Origin of the sequence: Lysobacter sp. 5GHs7-4, assembly GCF_021284765.1 — a bacterium.
In the GTDB taxonomy this organism is placed as follows: domain Bacteria; phylum Pseudomonadota; class Gammaproteobacteria; order Xanthomonadales; family Xanthomonadaceae; genus Lysobacter.
The window spans coordinates 3467295-3482478 of record NZ_CP089924.1; the positions used below are offsets into that span (position 1 = coordinate 3467295).

General features: G+C 70.8%; 13 protein-coding genes. 12 read left to right on the plus strand and 1 reads right to left on the minus strand.

The features are described from left to right. Window positions 1-3 precede the first annotated feature (3 nt). The 7 genes from LVB77_RS15710 to LVB77_RS15740 are packed head-to-tail and all read left to right on the plus strand — an operon-like array spanning window position 4 to window position 6373. The gene (locus LVB77_RS15710; protein ID WP_232907023.1) at window positions 4-1311 is read left to right on the plus strand and encodes an FAD-dependent oxidoreductase; all 1308 of its coding nucleotides are present in this window, start codon (window positions 4-6) and stop codon (window positions 1309-1311) included. After that, window positions 1308-2105: a DUF1365 domain-containing protein gene (locus LVB77_RS15715; RefSeq protein ID WP_232907024.1), complete on the plus strand. Its 798-nt coding sequence runs from the start codon at window positions 1308-1310 to the stop codon at window positions 2103-2105. The genes LVB77_RS15710 and LVB77_RS15715 overlap by 4 nt, the downstream gene beginning before the upstream one ends. Beyond that, window positions 2102-3379, plus strand: coding sequence for a cyclopropane-fatty-acyl-phospholipid synthase family protein (locus LVB77_RS15720; RefSeq protein ID WP_232907025.1), 1278 nt, complete (start codon window positions 2102-2104; stop codon window positions 3377-3379). The genes LVB77_RS15715 and LVB77_RS15720 overlap by 4 nt, the downstream gene beginning before the upstream one ends. After that, window positions 3376-3933 carry a DUF2878 domain-containing protein gene (locus LVB77_RS15725; RefSeq protein ID WP_232907026.1) on the plus strand — a complete coding sequence of 186 codons (558 nt, stop codon included), beginning with the start codon at window positions 3376-3378 and terminating at the stop codon, window positions 3931-3933. Before LVB77_RS15720 ends, LVB77_RS15725 begins: the two co-directional genes overlap by 4 nt. Next, the gene (locus LVB77_RS15730; protein ID WP_232907027.1) at window positions 3930-4733 is read left to right on the plus strand and encodes a DUF1295 domain-containing protein; all 804 of its coding nucleotides are present in this window, start codon (window positions 3930-3932) and stop codon (window positions 4731-4733) included. Before LVB77_RS15725 ends, LVB77_RS15730 begins: the two co-directional genes overlap by 4 nt. Continuing rightward, complete coding sequence (locus LVB77_RS15735) at window positions 4730-5815, plus strand: cyclopropane-fatty-acyl-phospholipid synthase family protein (RefSeq protein ID WP_232907028.1); 1086 nt, start codon at window positions 4730-4732, stop codon at window positions 5813-5815. Before LVB77_RS15730 ends, LVB77_RS15735 begins: the two co-directional genes overlap by 4 nt. 18 nt (window positions 5816-5833) lie before the next feature. Beyond that, on the plus strand, window positions 5834-6373 hold the full coding sequence (locus LVB77_RS15740; RefSeq protein ID WP_232907029.1) for a lipocalin family protein: 540 nt from the start codon (window positions 5834-5836) through the stop codon (window positions 6371-6373). 291 nt (window positions 6374-6664) lie between these two features. On the opposite strand, the gene LVB77_RS15745 is transcribed toward LVB77_RS15740, so the two are convergent. After that, window positions 6665-8056: a S8 family serine peptidase gene (locus LVB77_RS15745; protein WP_232907030.1), complete on the minus strand. Its 1392-nt coding sequence runs from the start codon at window positions 8054-8056 to the stop codon at window positions 6665-6667. A gap of 232 nt (window positions 8057-8288) precedes the next feature. Between LVB77_RS15745 and LVB77_RS15750 the strand changes: the two genes are divergently transcribed. The 5 genes from LVB77_RS15750 to LVB77_RS15770 are packed head-to-tail and all read left to right on the plus strand — an operon-like array spanning window position 8289 to window position 14780. Continuing rightward, window positions 8289-9122, plus strand: a complete 834-nt coding sequence (locus LVB77_RS15750) for a DUF6689 family protein (RefSeq protein WP_232907031.1) — start codon at window positions 8289-8291, stop codon at window positions 9120-9122. Window positions 9123-9166: 44 nt separating this feature from the next. Further along, a complete protein-coding gene (locus LVB77_RS15755) occupies window positions 9167-10042 on the plus strand; it encodes an FHA domain-containing protein (protein WP_232907032.1) in 876 nt (291 codons plus the stop codon). Further along, window positions 10039-13356: a serine/threonine-protein kinase gene (locus LVB77_RS15760; RefSeq protein ID WP_232907033.1), complete on the plus strand. Its 3318-nt coding sequence runs from the start codon at window positions 10039-10041 to the stop codon at window positions 13354-13356. The genes LVB77_RS15755 and LVB77_RS15760 overlap by 4 nt, the downstream gene beginning before the upstream one ends. A 10-nt stretch (window positions 13357-13366) precedes the next feature. After that, window positions 13367-14083, plus strand: coding sequence for a sensor histidine kinase (locus tag LVB77_RS15765; RefSeq protein WP_232907034.1), 717 nt, complete (start codon window positions 13367-13369; stop codon window positions 14081-14083). 46 nt (window positions 14084-14129) lie between these two features. Continuing rightward, window positions 14130-14780, plus strand: a complete 651-nt coding sequence (locus tag LVB77_RS15770; RefSeq protein WP_232907035.1) for a response regulator transcription factor — start codon at window positions 14130-14132, stop codon at window positions 14778-14780. Window positions 14781-15184: the final 404 nt, after the last annotated feature.

Consider the following 15184-nt stretch of genomic DNA (forward strand, 5'->3'; position numbering starts at 1 on the left):
GCCATGCGCATCGCGGTGATCGGATCGGGCATCGCCGGCTTGGCATCGGCCTGGCTGCTGTCGCGCCGGCACGAGGTGACCCTGTTCGAGAGCAACGGCTATCTCGGCGGTCATACCCATACCCACGACATCGAATTGCACGGCCGCCGTTACGCCATCGACAGCGGCTTCATCGTTCACAACCCGCGTCACTATCCGCTGCTTACCCGCCTGTTCCGCGAGCTCGGCGTGGCGACGCAGCCGACCACGATGAGTTTCTCGGTGCGCAACGAGGCCAGCGGGCTGGAGTACAACGCCTCGACCCTGGACGCGCTGTTCTGCCAGCGCCGCAATCTGGCGTCGCCGCGCTTCCTGGGCATGGTCGCCGACCTGTTGCGCTTCTACCGCCAGGCGCCGGCTTTGCTGGACGGCGACGGCGACGGGCCCACGCTGGGCGACTACCTGAGCGAACACCGTTACGGCGCCGCCTTCCGCGACGAGCATCTGGTGCCGATGGCATCGGCCTTGTGGTCGGCGCCCAGCGCCGCGGTGCTGGCCTTCCCCGCGCGCTACCTGGTTCGCTTCATGGCCAACCACCAGATGCTGCAAGTCGCCGGACGCCCGCAATGGGCGGTGGTGCGCGGCGGCTCGGCGCGCTACGTCGATGCCCTGCGCGCGCGCTGGCGCGTGCAGGAACGCCTGGGCTGCGCGGTACGCACGCTGCGTCGCGACGCCGAGGCCGTCGAGATCGAGAGCGCGCATGGCAGCGAACGCTACGATCACGCGGTCCTGGCCTGCCACAGCGATCAAGCGCTGGCCTTGCTCGCCGATGCCGATCCACGCGAGCGCGAGATCCTCGGCGCGATTCCCTACCAGGCCAATGTAGCGGTGCTGCACACCGATGCCGCGATGCTGCCGCGCCAGCGCAAGGCCTGGGCGGCATGGAACGCCTGCGTGTCGCGCGATCCCAACGAGGCCTGCTCCGTCAGCTACTGCATGAACCTGCTGCAGGGCATCGACGCGCCCGACCCCTTCGTGGTCACGCTCAACCGCGCCGCCGCGATCGATCCCGCGCGCGTGCTGCGCCGGCTGCAATACGCGCATCCCGTCTACAGTCACGCCTCGGTGGCCGCGCAGGCGCGCAAGCCCGAGATCCAGGGCCGGCGCCGCACCTGGTTCGCAGGCGCCTACTGGGGCTGGGGTTTCCACGAGGACGGCATGCGCAGCGCGGTCGAGGTCGCGCAGGCCTTGGACGCCCCCTGGGAAACGGCGACGGTGCCCGCGGCCGAGGTCGCGGCCATAGCGCCCGGCCTGGCGGAGTTGGTCGCGTGAACCGCGCCGACGCGCCGCTGCACAGCGCCGTCTACGAGGGCGTGGTACGCCATCGCCGTTTTCGGCCGCATGCGCATCGCTTCGAGTACCGCATCGCCCAGCTCTATCTGGACCTGTCCGAACTCGACCGCGTGTTCGCGGGCCGTCGGCTGTGGTCGGTGGACCGCCCCAATCTGGCCGAATTCCGGCGCAGCGATTACCTCGGACCGGCCTCCCTGCCGCTTGACGAAGCGGTGCGCCAGCGCGTCGAGCACATCAGCGGCCGTCGTCCGCTCGGTCCGATCCGCCTGCTCACCCACCTGCGTTACGCCGGATATGTCTTCAACCCGGTCAGCTTCTACTACTGCCACGACCCCGACGGCGCGCTGGATTGCGTGCTGGCCGAGATCACCAACACGCCCTGGCGCGAGCGCCACGCCTATGTGCTGCCGGTGCGCGAGGCGCGCCGGCACGGGCGCGCCTTGAGCTGGGGCTTCGACAAGCGTTTCCACGTCTCGCCCTTCATGCCGATGCGGCGCCGCTACGACTGGCGGTTCACGCCGCCGGACCAGGACTTGCACGTGCGCATGCAGGTACGCGACGCGCACGGCGTCGAGTTCGACGCCGGCCTGCACCTGCAGCGCCAGGCCTTGGACGCGGGCGCGCTCGCGCGCGTGCTGTGGCGCTATCCGCTGATGACCGCGCGCGTGGTCGGCGCGATCCATTGGCAGGCCCTGCGCCTTTGGCTGAAGCGAAATCCGGTTTACGACCATCCCGATCACGACCATCCCGATTTGCAACGAGGACCGCCATGAACACCACCGCATCCGCACTCGCAGGCCCGGCCGCGGGCTACGGCGCCGGCGTACGCTTTCTGCGCAAGCGCCTGCTCGCGCGACTGCGCGGTCTGGAACACGGCCGCCTGGTGCTGGAGGACGCCTGCGGCAGGGTCGAGTTCGGCCTGCCGGCGGCGCAGCGCCCGGCTTTGCAAGTTCATCTGAGCGTGCGCGATCCGCGCTTCTATCAGGCGGTCGCCAGCAACGGCAGCGTCGGCGCCGGCGAGGCCTACATGGACGGCTATTGGGACTGCGACGATCCGGTCGCGCTGATCCGGCTGCTGCTGCGCAATCGCGAACGCCTGGACGCCATGGAGCGCGGCGGCGCGCGTCTGGGCGGATGGGCGATGCGCGCCTGGCATGCCCTGCGCCGCAACACGCGCGCAGGCAGCCGTCGCAACATCGCCGCGCACTACGACCTGGGCAACGAATTCTTCGCCCTGTTCCTGTCGTCAGACCTCATGTACTCGTCGGCGGTGTGGGAAGGCGGCGACGACACCCTGGAAACCGCGTCCAGGCGCAAGCTGGACCTGATCTGCGCCAAGCTGGATCTGCGCCCCGGCGACCGCGTGATCGAGATCGGCAGCGGCTGGGGCGGTTTCGCCGTGCATGCGGCGCGCCACTACGGCTGCCACGTCACCACCACCACGATCTCCGGCGAGCAGTACGCGCTGGCTCAGGCGCGCGTCGCCGAGGCCGGCCTCGGCGATCGCGTCGAGGTGCTGCGTCAGGACTATCGCGATCTGCGCGGGCAATACGACAAGCTGGTCTCGATCGAAATGGTCGAGGCCATCGGCGCCAGCTACCTCGACAGCTACTTCGCACAGATCGGGCGGCTGTTGCGCCCGGGCGGGCGCGCCCTGATCCAGGCCATCACGATCGAGGATCACCGCTATACGCAGGCCCTGAAGTCTGTCGACTTCATCAAGCGCCACGTATTCCCAGGCAGTTTCATTCCTTCGATAGCGGCCCTGCTCGCGGCCAAGACACGCGCCAGCGACCTGGCCCTGATCCGCCTGGACGATTACGGCAGTTCGTACGCGCGCACCCTGCAGGCCTGGCGCCAGCGCTTTCTCGCGCAGCTCGCGCAGGTGCGCGCGCAAGGCCACGACGAGCGCTTCATCCGCATGTGGGAGCACTACCTGGTCTATTGCGAAGGCGGTTTCCGCGAAGCCTCCATCGGCGTCGCCCAGTTGCTGTTCGCACGCCCGGGCATCGGCGCGGACGCGGCGCGCACGGAGGCCTCGGCGTGAGCTTCTGGAGCAACCTGATCGGCTATCAACTGGTCTGGTTCGCCGCCGTGATCGGCGCCGGGCGCGGCACGCCGTGGCCGGGCACGATCGCCGCCGCGTTGTTCGTCGCTTGGCAGCTGTCGTCCGCGGGTCGCGCGCGCGAATGGCGTTTGCTGGTCGCGGCCGTGGCCGCGGGGGCGCTGGTCGACGGCGCCCTGGCCTGGTCGGGTCTGGCGCATTACGCGGCCGCGCGGCCGGCGCTGCCGGGCGGCGGCGCGCCGCTGTGGATCCTGGCGCTGTGGTCGGCGTTCGCGCTGACCCTGACCCAGTCGCTGTCGGCCCTGCGCGCACGCCTCTGGCTGGCGGCCGTGCTCGGCGCGATCGGCGCGCCGCTGGCCTACCTGGGCGCGGCACGCGGTTGGCAGGCGGTGAGCTTCGCCGCCCCGGTCTGGCCCGGCGTACTGGCCCTGGCCATCGGCTGGGCCGTGGCGCTGACGCTGTTGGCGCGCCTGGCCCAGCGGATGGGGCGCACCGACGGCGCGGTCACCGCGCCGGTGCTAAGGAGTCGACGATGAACCCCTGGTGGTCGCTGGCGATGGTCTGGCTGGGCGCGGCGCTGGCGATGAGCGTGGGCTGGCGTTGGCAGCGCCAGCGACACAACGCGGGCATCGTCGATGCGATCTGGGCCGCGGGCGTCGGAGGCAGTGCGGTGCTGCTGGCCGTGCTGGGCGATGGCGCGCCGCTGCCGCGCGCGCTGCTCGCGCTGCTCGGCGGCGTTTGGGGGTTGCGTCTGGCGCTGCATCTGTGGCGGCGCGTGCGCGGCGAAGCGGAGGACGGCCGCTATCGCCATTTGCGCGCGCACTGGCAGGGCCATCAGGGCAAGTTCTGGCTGTTCTTCCAGTTCCAGGCCGTGCTGGTGGTGCTGTTCGCGTTGCCGTTCGCGGCGGTGGCGCGCAATCCTGTGGCCGCGCCCACGCTGTGGACAGCGCTGGGCGTGACGATCTGGGGACTGAGCGTGGCCGGCGAAGCCATCGCCGACCGCCAGCTGGCGCGTTTTCGCGCCGATCCCGGCAACCGCGGCCGTACCTGCCGGACCGGTTTGTGGCGCTACTCGCGCCACCCCAACTACTTCTTCGAATGGACGCACTGGTTCGCCTATGTGGCGCTGGCGGTGGGATCGCCCTGGGCCTGGCTGGCCTGGAGCGGCCCGCTGGTGATGTACCTGTTCCTGCGCTGGATCAGCGGCGTGCCTTACACCGAAGCGCAGGCGCTGCGCACGCGCGGCGAGGACTACCGCGCCTATCAACGCAGCACGCCGATGCTGATCCCCTGGTTTCCGCGCAACGACGCCAACGACAAGAGGACCGCCCCATGAACCGCAGCGCCGTCGCCGACGAACTCGAACACGACCTGCCCGCCCCGGGCGTGCTGGGCTGGGCCGAACGCGGCAAAGTGCCCGACGCATTGCTGCGCGCCGGCATCCGCCGCTTGTGCGCGCAGCGCCTTAGCGAGGAACGGCGCGGCGGCCTTGAGCAACGCGCGCATCGCTACCAGCAGCGCATCGAACAACTGCGACGCAGTCCGGTGGCCATCCACACCGATGCCGCCAATGCTCAGCACTACGAACTGCCGCCGGCGTTCTTCAAGCTGTGCCTGGGACGCCGGCTCAAGTACTCGGGCTGCTACTACGCGCGCGGCGACGAGAGCCTGGACCAGGCCGAGGACGCCATGCTGGCGCTGTACGGCGAACGCGCCGAGTTGCGCGACGGCCAGCGCATCCTCGAACTCGGCTGCGGCTGGGGGTCGCTGACGCTGTGGATGGCCGAGCGCTATCCGCACGCGCGCATCACCGCGGTGTCGAACTCGCAGGCGCAGCGCGCGCATATCGAGGCGCAGTGCCGTCAACGCGGGCTGTTCAACGTCGAAGTGCTGACCCAGGACGTCAACCGGCTGGAGCTGCCCGAGCAGCGCTACGACCGCTGCGTGTCGGTGGAGATGTTCGAGCACATGCGCAACTACGAGCTGCTGATGCGGCGCATCTCGCGCTGGCTGGCGCCGGGCGGCAAGTTGTTCGTGCATATCTTCGCCCACCGCGAACTGCTGTATCCGTTCGAGACCCAGGGCGAGGACAACTGGATGGGCCGTCATTTCTTCACCGGCGGTCTGATGCCCGCCGCCGACACCCTGTTGTGGTTTCAGGACGAGCTGCGTATCGAACAGCGCTGGCAGGTCGACGGCCGCCATTACCAGCGCACCGCCGACCATTGGCTGCGCAACCAGGACCAGCGCCGCGAAGAGGTCATGACGGTCCTGCGCGAGGCCTATGGCGCCCAGGCCGGACTGTGGTTTCAGCGTTGGCGCATGTTCTGGATGGCTTGCGCGGAAATGTTCGGCTATGCCGATGGGCAGGAATGGCTGGTGGCCCACTACCGCTTCGTACGCGATCCCTCCGCTTGAGCCCAGGAGCCTGTCGACATGGCCGCACACCGAATTGCGCTGATCCTCGCCAGTCTGATCGCCGGCTGCTCGGGCAACGTGCGCCCGATCGCACCGGTGGCGGAGGTCGATCTGGATCGCTTCATGGGCGACTGGTACGTGATCGCCCATATCCCCTCGCGCCCTGAGCGCGAGGCTTACAACGCGATCGAGAACTACCGGCGCGCGGACGACGGCAGGATCCTGACCCGCTTCCGCTATCGCGACGGCGGATTCGATCGTCCCGTCGAGACCATGCACCCGGTCGGCACGGTCAAGGCCGGCACCGGCAACGCGGTCTGGGGCATGCAGTTCGTGTGGCCGATCCAGGCCGAATACGTGGTCGTCTATCTGAGCCCTGACTACTCCCAGACCATCATCGGGCGCAGCAAGCGCGACTACGCCTGGATCATGGCGCGCGGCCCGACCCTGTCCGAGGCGGATTACCAGGCCCATCTGGCGCGCCTGCGCGAGCTGGGCTACTCCCTGGACGGCCTGCGCAAGGTGCCGCAGGTCTGGCCGGAGCCCGCCGCGCCCTGAAACCCGGTTGCCGGGCAAAAAGAGGGCCCGGCGAAGGCCGGGCCAGTCTCGCCGGAACGGCGAGGGGGATGCGGTGAGTTCCACTGCCTGCTCTAAAGGCCCCAACGCGGCCGGCCGCGACGAGCGGCCACGCGGTGCGGGAACGCGAGCGGCGGGACGATCTGCCAAAAAAACGGGCATCCGCTACGACCCGGATGCCCCCGATAAATCGGCAGAGAGCTTGCGGAGAGAAAGAAACCGGAGCGCTACTGGCCTTCCCGTGCCGTCCTTGGCCGGGAAAGCCGGGGGGATTCAATAGCCTTGCGCGACCTGCGCGGCCTCGTAGGCGTCGACATGGCCGCTGCCGACCTCGAACGGCAGACGGCCGGCCATGGGATTGGCCGTGGCGGTCAGGATCTGCTTGACCTCGGCCGGGGTGAGCGCCGGATTGGCCTCCAGCAGCAGGGCGACGATGCCGGCCACGTGCGGGGTCGCCATCGAGGTGCCGCTCATGTGGGTATAGAACAGCGCCTTGGCGCCCAGCGACGCATCCTGCTGCGCGGCCAGCAGCGGCAGCACACCGGTCAAGGCGCGGGTCGAGACGATGTCGACGCCGGTCGCCACCAGGCTGGGCTGGTTGGTGTAGGTCCAGGTGCTGCCGTCGGCCATGTTGAAGCTGCCGGTCTCGCCCGGATTGCCGCGCGAGGAGAAGTCGGCCAGGGTGCCGTCCTTGTTGCCGGCGCCGACCGAGATCACCCAGGGCGCCTGCGCGTAGGGGTTGTGGGTATTCGCGCCGGGGCCGTCGTTGCCGGCCGCGAACACGCTGACGATGCCGCGCTTGTAGGCCTCGTAGCTGGCGACGTTGACCGGGTCGGTGGGATCGAACGCGCCCGAGGTGCCCCAGGAATTGGAGATCACCCGGATCGGCGCGGCGAAGCTGTTCTGCTTGCTGATCGCGTAGTCGTAGCCGCCGACCGCGTCCAGGATCGAGATCACCGCGCCGGAACCGTAGCCGACCAGGTCGGCGCCGGTGGCGACACCGCGGTACAGGCCGGCCGACTGCGCGCCGCTGCCGCCGACGGTGCCGGCGCAATGGGTGCCGTGGCCGGAGCCCAGATCGGTGTTGAGCTGGTTCTCCAGCACCACCACCGGCAGGAAATCCAGCACCGAATGCAGGTTGGTCAGCGCCTGCACGTTCTGCACCACGCGCACGCCGTACTTGAGGTCGGCATGGGTGGCGTCGATGCCGGAGTCGTTGATCATCACCGTCACGCCGCGCCCGGTGTAGGGCGTGGTGCGGCCGAAATCGCCAGGATTGGCCTGCACCCGATTGACCCCGGACAGCTCGCGCGCCTCCTGGTTGTAGTACTCCAGGTTGCGGTTGAGGTGGATCGCGCGCACGTCGCTGCGCTGCGCCAGGGCGCGGATCTGCGCCGGCGTCGCCAGCGCGCCGGCGATCGGCAGGTTGCGCATGCTGATGCCCTTGCCGATGCCCAGGCTGCGCAGCGCCTGCAGCTGGGTCGCGCTGACCGGGCTGCGCTGGTCGTAGGACACCACGACTTCTAGCTTGTCCAGAGCGCCGACGGTGCCGAGTACGCGGTTCAGGGCCGAATCGATATGAGCGCCGGCCAGGGCCATGCCGCTGGCCATCATGCCCACGGCCAGCGCGGACAGCTTGAGGAAGTTACGGCGGGTGCGATGCATGCAGTGGGTTCTCCATGGGTCTGCGAACGGCGCCGGAGCGATGCGGGGGACCGGCACCCGCACCTTGGCCGGCCGCTTCGGGGTCCAGCCATCCGGATGAACGCCCAAACGCCCTGGGGGAAAATCCCTAGAGACGCAGGCGGGTCACGCGGAGTACGCTCGGCGCATGCCGTTGCTCTGTCTGCGCCCACGGCGGACGCCGACCTGGGCCACGGTCCACGGGGGGTGTGACATGGCGAAGTGGGCGTGGAGCGCGCTGCTGGCGGCGGTGCTGTGGTGCGGGGCCGAACCGGCCCGGGCGCAATCGCTGCCGGTGAACGTCACCGTGTCGGGCAACGAGGCCAACGCCTACGTCGGCCTGCCCGGCCTGACCATCCTGGACCTGAGCCTGGAGTTCGAGAACGCCCAGGGCCTGAACGCGAACAGTCTGGGCATCGGCGCCAAGGTGGTCAGCCCGCTCAGCCCGCTGCTGCAGGGGCGGCTGCCCAGCCTCAACCTGACCTCGCTGACCGCGGCCCTGCCGATCCTGATCACCGTGCAGCCGCCGGCCAACGGCGGCCTGCGCTTCACCGGCACCGGTCGGGTCGAGCTGCATACGCACGTGCTGCCCTACGCGCTGGGCAGCTCGCTGCGCTTGTTCAAGGCGCCGCTGGGCGGCCCGTTCCAGGACATCACCGACGAGATCGCCCAGGGCAGCGTGCGCGCGCGCGGCACCTACGGCGGCTTCTCGCAGTTCCTGATCCTGATCGACCTGCGCCCGACCGGCATGGTCATCGACGAGAAGATCCAGCGCCTGCGCAACCGCGTCGCCCTGTTGCCGGCGCCGCAGCAAGCGGCCTACACCGCGCTGCTGGACGACACCGAGGACGCGCTGGACAACGACGACTACCCGGCCGCGATCGCCGCCGTCGACGGCGTCCGCAGCCTGGCCCAGTCCCAGGCCGGCACCACCCTGCCCAACGAATGGCGCGCCGACCTGAGCACCACCAACCACGCTGGGGAACTGATCGCCGGCGCCGCCACCCTGCGCTTCAGCGTGATCTACCAGCGCGATTACGGACAGTGATGCGCATTCGCAATAGGACCGCCGGCCGCGCTTAAGATGCGCCCATGCCGGCGCGCCTGATCGCCTACCCGCCCGAAACCGCCGCGATCACGCGCTGGATCGCAGTGGGCGGACGCTTGCGCATCGGCCGCGCCGCCGACTGCGACCTGGTGCTGGAACACCCCTCGGTGTCGCGCGTCCACGCCGAACTCAGCCACGACGGCCAGCGCTGGCAACTGCGCGACTTGGGCAGCAAGAACGGCAGCCACATCGACGGCATCGCGATCGACGACGCTGCCCTGGCGCTGCCGTGCTGGCTGCGCTTCGGCGACGTCCACTGCGATCTGGCCGAATTCAACGACGCCCAGAGCAACGGCCTGCGCCTGCGCCAGCAGCAACGCCGGGATTTTTCGCTGGCCCTGACCCGCCGCGTCGGCGCCGAGGCCGACCACACCCGTCTGCCCGACGAGGTGCTGCGCGGCGTGGTCGAACTGGCCGACTGCAGCCGCGGCTTCCTGCTGCTGGCCAGCGGCGGCGACTACGTCGTGCGCGCCAGCGTGGTGCTGGACCCGGCCGCGCTGCGCTCGCGGGTGTTCTCCGGCAGCATCGGCGCGGTCGAACGCGCGCTGGCGCAGCGCCAGCCGGTGGTGGTCAACGAGGTCGCGCGCAGCGACTGGGCGGCCGAGCGCGCGTCCATCGTCGACAGCGGTCTGAAAAGCCTGATCTGCCTGCCTTTGCTGGACGGCCCGCGCACCCTGGGCGCGATCTACGCCGACCGCCGCACGCCGGGCGAGCCGATCACCCAGTTCGACTTGGAGCTGCTGAGCGCGTTCGCCGAAAGCGCCGCGCTGTGGCTGCTCGCGCGCAGCGCGGTGGAGGCATTGGACGATGCGCCGCGTTGGAGCACGATAGTGGCGGGCCCGCACGGCAGCACACCATGACCGATCCTTCCGCGGCCACCGCTACCGGGCTATACGCACAGCAGCGGCTGGCGCCGGGGACGCTATTGGCCGGCCGCTTCCGGATCGAGGCGGTGCTGGGGGTCGGCGGCATGGGCGTGGTGTATCGCGCCACCGATCTCACCTTGGACGTACCGGTAGCGCTCAAGCTGCTGCGCCCGGAACTGGCCACGCGCGCCGACGCCTTCGAGCGCTTCCGCCAGGAACTGCTGATGGCGCGGCAGGTGTCCAGCCCGCGCGTGGTGCGCATCCACGACCTCGCCCAGCACGACGGCCAATGGCTGATCGGCATGGACTACATCGACGGCGAATCGCTGGACCGCAAGCTAGACCGCGAAGGCCCGCTGCCGATCGACGACGCGGTGCGGATCGCGCAGCAGATCGCCCAGGGCCTGAGCGCGGCGCACGCGCGCGGCGTGATCCATCGCGATCTCAAGCCGGCCAACGTGTTGATCGATCGCGCCGGCGACGCTTACATCACCGACTTCGGCGTCGCCCGCTCGCTGGCCAGCACCGGCCTGACCCAATCCGGCGCCGTGGTCGGCACGCCCGACTATCTCTCGCCCGAACAGGCGCGCGGCGACACCGTCGACGCGCGCAGCGATCTCTACGCGCTGGGCCTGATCCTCTACGAAATGCTCGCCGGCGCCCTGCCCTTCGCCGGCGGCACCGTGCACGAAGTATTGGCGCAACGCATGCTGCGCGCGCCGGCGCCGGTCACCAAACAGCGGCCGCAGACGCCGGCCTGGCTGGCGCGCCTGACCGACCGCCTGCTGCGCCCGCAGCCCGCGCACCGCCTGCGCAGCGCCGACGAAGTCGTGCGCGCGCTGGAACTACGCAAGCTGGCGCGCGACTACCGCCCGCGCCGCGGCGCGTGGCTGACGTTGGCGGCGATGCTCGCGCTGCTGTCCGCCGGCGGCGCCTGGTGGTGGTGGCGCGCGCAAACGCCGCCGGTGCCGGAGGGCGTCGCCGCGGTCGCGCCGCTGCACCGCCTGCTGGTGCTACCGGTGTACGCGCCCGACGATGCCGATCTCATGCCCGCCCACCGCGCCGCGCTGGCCGCGCAACTGCGCGGCGCCCTGTCCGGTGCGCCCGGCCTGGCCGTGGTCGACGAGGACCGCACCCAGCAGGCGCTGCGCCAGCTCGACCCGACCGGCACCGCGATCCTCGATCCGGCCGCGTTGCGCCGCACCGTCGGCGCCGATCGCGTGCTGCACGTGGCGCTGCGCCGCGAGGGCGCGCACTGGCTGGCCCATGCCGAACTGGACGACGAGCGCGGCGTCGCCCATCGCAGCGCCGGCAAGGGGGCCACGCCGCTGGCCGCATTCGCCGCGCTGCCCGCCGATGCGGGGTTCCGCCGCGACCTCGGCCTGAGCGCGCCATTGCCGCTGCACCTGCCCGCCGAGAGCGTGCTGGAAGCCTATGGCGAAGGCCTGCGCGCACGCCAGGACAGCGCCCCGGTGGAGGCGCTGGCCGCGTTCCGCAAGGCGGTCGACCAGGCGCCGGAATTCGCGCCGGCGTGGTGGGGCGCGGCCGAAGCCGCGCAGGCCATCGGCGACATCGACGCGGCCTACGACGCCATCGAACGCGGCCAGCGCGTAACCGCCGGCGCGCCGGCCACGCTGCGCCGCCGTTTCGTTGCCGAACGCGCCCTGCTCGACGGCGACGCCGAGGCCGCCGCGCGCGAATGGCGCGCGCAGTTGCAGGCCACGCCCGACGACACCCGCGCCGAACTCGAACTGGCGCGCGCGCTCGGCGCCGGCGGCGACCTGGCCGGCGCGGTCAAGCAACTGCAGACCCTGACCGCGCGCGACGCCAACGATCCGCGCGCTTGGTACGAACTGGGCAAGTTCTCGATCCTGCACGGCCAGGCGCGGCGCGCGGTAGACGACTACCTGGTGCGCGCGCTGGTGTTGTACAAGCGCAGCGGCAACCGCTACGGCGAGGCCGAAACCGTCAACGCGCTGGGCATCGGCTACAGCCGTCTGGGCCAGAACGACCATGCCCAGGAGCAGTACCGCAAGGCGGTCGAACTGCGCGGCGCGGTCGGCAACCGCCGCGGCCTGGCGACCAGCCTGCGCAACCTGGGCAACGTGCTGTCGCTGTCGGGCCGTTACGACGAAGCCGCGGCCAGCCTGGAACAGGCGCGCAAACTGCACCTGGCGCTGGACGACCGCCACGGCCTGGCCGCGGTCGACAGCGAACTGGGCCTGCTCGCCGAGGAGCGCGGCGACTACCCGGCGGCGCTGGCCGCGTTCAAGCTCGCGCTGCAGGGCTGGCAGCAGACCGGCGACGACCAGGGCACCGCGCAGGCGCTCAACGACATCGGCTTCGCCCATTACCAGCTCGGCGCTTACGACGACGCCCAGGCCTACCTATCGCAGTCGGCCGGCGCGTACGACAAGCTGGGCGACCAGACCGGGCGCATCCGCACCTCGCAGAACCTGGGCCTGCTCGCGGTCGCGCGCGGCCAATGGAACGCCGCCGAGCAGCGGCTGCAGCGCGCGCTGGCCGATGCCGAACGCGAACAGATGGTCGAGGAGGCCGCAGTCAGCCGCCGCAATCTGGCCGAACTGGCGCTGCTGCAAGGCCGTTACGACGAGGCCCTGAATCAAGCCGGCAAGGCCGAGGCGCTGTTCCGCCAGCGCCAGGATCCGCGCGGCATCGCCGACGCCGGACTGCTGCGTGCGCAGACCCTGATCGCGGCCGGCGCGCGGCCGGACGCCGGCAAGGCCTTGGACGCGATCGCCGCATCGGTCGCGCAGGCCCCGGCCGAACAGCGCGGCATCGATGCCCTGCTGCGCGCCGAACTCGCGCGCCAGGGCGGCGACGGCAAAGCCGCCGCGCAGCACCTGGCCGCCGCGCGCCGCTACGCCGACGCCTCCGGCGTGCGTCTGCTGCGCCTGCAGGTCGGCCTGGAAGCGATCAAGGCCGGCGCCGGCGCCGCCACGATCGGCGCCGAAGTCGCCGCGCTGGGCAACGTCGCCCTGCGCCTGGACTGGGCCGAGGCCGCGATCGTCCAGGACCTGGGCGCGCGCGATGCCGGCGCCGCGGTCAAACGCTATCGCGAGATCCAGCCGCTGCTGCGTCGCGGCGACTACGCCGGCGCGTTCCGCCTGCACGAGCTGGGCGCGCAGGCGCTGACCCAGGCCGGCGACGCCGCGGCCGCCGCGCGCGCGCGCGACGACGCCGTGGCCGCGCTGCAGCGCGTGCGCGAACGCCTGCCCGCGCCGCTGCGCGGCGGTTTCGACAGCGCCCCGCAGATCGCCCGCCTCGATCCGGTACGCAAACCCTGACCCCGCCACCATGGACGAGCTGGCCACCCTGCGCAGGCAATACCAGGAACTGCTGGAGCGGCTGGAGCGCAACGAGCGCGAATTTCGCCGTCTCGGGCGCGCGGTCTGGCGCGTGCAGGAGGACGAACGCCGCCGCCTGGCGCGCGAGCTGCACGACGGTATCGGCCAGAACCTGACCGTGCTCAAGCACCGCCTGGGCCAGCTCGACGACGCCCTGCCCGCCGACCGCGACGACGCCCGCGCCGCCCTGGCCACCGCCCTGGCGCTGTGCGGCGACACCCTGCAGGACACGCGCGAGCTCTCGCGCCTGCTGCGTCCGCCCATCCTCGACGACCTCGGCCTGGAAGCGGCGCTGCGCTGGCTGGTGCGCAGCCAGGCCGAGGCCTGCGGCGCGCGCATCGACCTGGACATCGACCCGCTGCCGGCGCTGGACGGCGAATTGCAGACCCTGCTGTTCCGGGTCGCCCAGGAGGCGCTCAACAACGCCGCCAAGCATGCCCAGGCCGCGCATATTCACGTGCAACTGACCGCGCGCGACGGAGGATTGCAGTTGCGCGTGCACGACGACGGCCGCGGCTGCGAACCGGAGCAGGCGCTGCAGACCGGCGGCAGCGGCCTGGGCGGCATGCGCGAGCGCCTGCGCCTGTACGGCGGCCTGTTGCAGTTGCGCAGCGCGCCGGGCGAAGGTTTGCGCCTGAGCGCGCGCGTGCCGTTGACGCCACCCTGAACGCCGGCGCTTGACGCGCGTCGGACACACGAGCAGCGTAAGCACCATGGGGAACAAAACCGTGCGCGTGCTGATCGCCGACGACCACACCATGGTCCGGGAAAGCCTGGTCGGCCTGCTGCAGGCCGAGGGCGACGTGCAGGTCGTGGCGCAAGCCGCCGACGGCCTGGAAACGCTGGAAAAAGCCGTCGCGACCCGGCCCGACGTGGTCATCACCGACATCTCGATGCCGCGTTTGAATGGCATCGAAGTGGTGCGCCGGTTGTGCGAAGCGCTGCCCGACACGCGCGTGCTGGTGCTGACCATGCACCAGGAAAACGAATACGTGCTGCAGGCGGTGCGCGTCGGCGCCTCCGGCTACATGGTCAAGGACAGCGCCGCCGCCGAACTGCTGGCCGCGGTGCGCGGCGTGCACGCCGGCCACGGCTACTTCGGCCCGCAGGCCGCGCGCGCGCTGGCCGAACAGTTGCAACACCCCGAACGCGACCTCGGCGACCCCTACGGCCGCCTGACCGCGCGCGAGCGCGAGGTGTTCCACCTGATCGCCGAAGGCCACACCACCAAGGAAATCGCGCGCGAACTGACGATCAGCGTCAAGACCGCCGAGAACCACCGCGCCCGCGTGCTGGCCAAGCTGGACGTGCGCAACACCGCGGAGCTGGTGCGGTATGCGTTGCGTAAGGGCTTGGTGGATTGAGGGGCGGGCGGTAGCGGGGAAGGCAAAAGCAAAAGCAAATCCCCCCTAGCCCCCCTTTTCCAAAGGGGGAACAAAAGCGCAATGGCGGCAGTGCCGGCAGCGAACTTGCGTCTGCCTCGATCGCCGCGCGCCTCGCTCGGTCGCCTGTTTCGCTACCACCCGCTTCGCTTCCCGCCTGCTTCGCTCGCCGCGCACTTCGCTTCCCGCCTGCTTCGCTTGTCGCCTACCACGGCTGCGGTGGCTTCGCCTGCCGCTCGCGTTTGCCGCGTCCGCGCGAACACCCGGCACTCGCCGGCGCATTCCCCCCTTTTTAGAGGGGCTAGGGGGGATTTGCTTTTGTCTCTGTTTCCCGAACCCACCCCGCCCCTCAGCCCCACCCTACGCCGTAGTATCCTCAACGCCCC